Annotated in this window: 2 protein-coding genes; both read left to right on the plus strand. The window is 53.7% G+C overall.

Going from position 1 to position 738, the window contains the following annotated elements:
* Positions 1 to 356 (plus strand): phosphoadenosine phosphosulfate reductase domain-containing protein (locus tag DA373_RS16050; RefSeq protein WP_157953730.1); only part of this gene is annotated, 356 nt, incomplete at its 5' end.
* A 126-nt stretch (positions 357 to 482) separates the two neighbouring features.
* A complete protein-coding gene (locus DA373_RS16055; protein ID WP_232821403.1) occupies positions 483 to 635 on the plus strand; it encodes a four helix bundle protein in 153 nt (50 codons plus the stop codon).
* The last annotated feature ends 103 nt before the right edge of the window (positions 636 to 738 follow it).

Consider the following 738-nt stretch of genomic DNA (forward strand, 5'->3'; position numbering starts at 1 on the left):
CGCTGTCCAACTGGACCGAGCTGGATATCTGGCAGTACATTCACCTGGAAAATATTCCCATTGTGCCCCTGTATTACGCCGCCAAGCGCCCGGTGGTGGAGCGCGACGGCACCCTGATCATGGTGGACGACGAGCGCATGCCGCTGAAAGACGGCGAAGTGCCCATGATGAAGAATGTGCGCTTCCGTACCCTCGGCTGCTATCCGCTCACCGGCGCCGTGGAGTCCGAGGCCGATACCCTGCCCGCGATTATTCAGGAAATGCTGCTGACCAAAACGTCCGAACGTCAGGGCCGCATGATCGACCACGACTCGGCGGCATCCATGGAAAAGAAAAAACAGGAAGGTTACTTCTGACGCTTTGCGTCAGAAGTAACCTTCAGCTGTAAGCTTTATGCTGTCAGCTGTAAGCAGCCCGACGCTGAATGCAGGCAATGCGTCTAACCTGTATGCATTGCTACAGACTGCAGCTTAGGGGGCGTGATGAATTTTGAAAAATTGCAGGTGTGGAAGAAGTCGGCGAGGTTATCGGCTGACTTGTATAAGGCGCTGAGAGAACTACGGGATTTTGGTTTTCGCGATCAAATTACCCGTTCGGGCCTGTCCATACCCCAGGGCGGGAGCATACTTTGTTAATGAAATTTGAACGGGCAGATCGTCTGTGATCTAATCAGCGCTTCTTGCTAAAGGAGCCTGGCCATGACCCTGATCGAACACCTTACCCTTGTTGAAGAAACCC

The sequence above is a fragment of the Oceanimonas marisflavi genome (genome assembly GCF_003049725.1).
GTDB classification, from domain to species: domain Bacteria; phylum Pseudomonadota; class Gammaproteobacteria; order Enterobacterales; family Aeromonadaceae; genus Oceanimonas; species Oceanimonas marisflavi.

What these genes read in the sequence shown, in the direction of transcription:
- DA373_RS16055 (WP_232821403.1), top strand. Translation starts at nt 483, where the DNA reads ATGAATTTTGAAAAATTGCAGGTGTGGAAGAAGTCGGCGAGGTTATCG.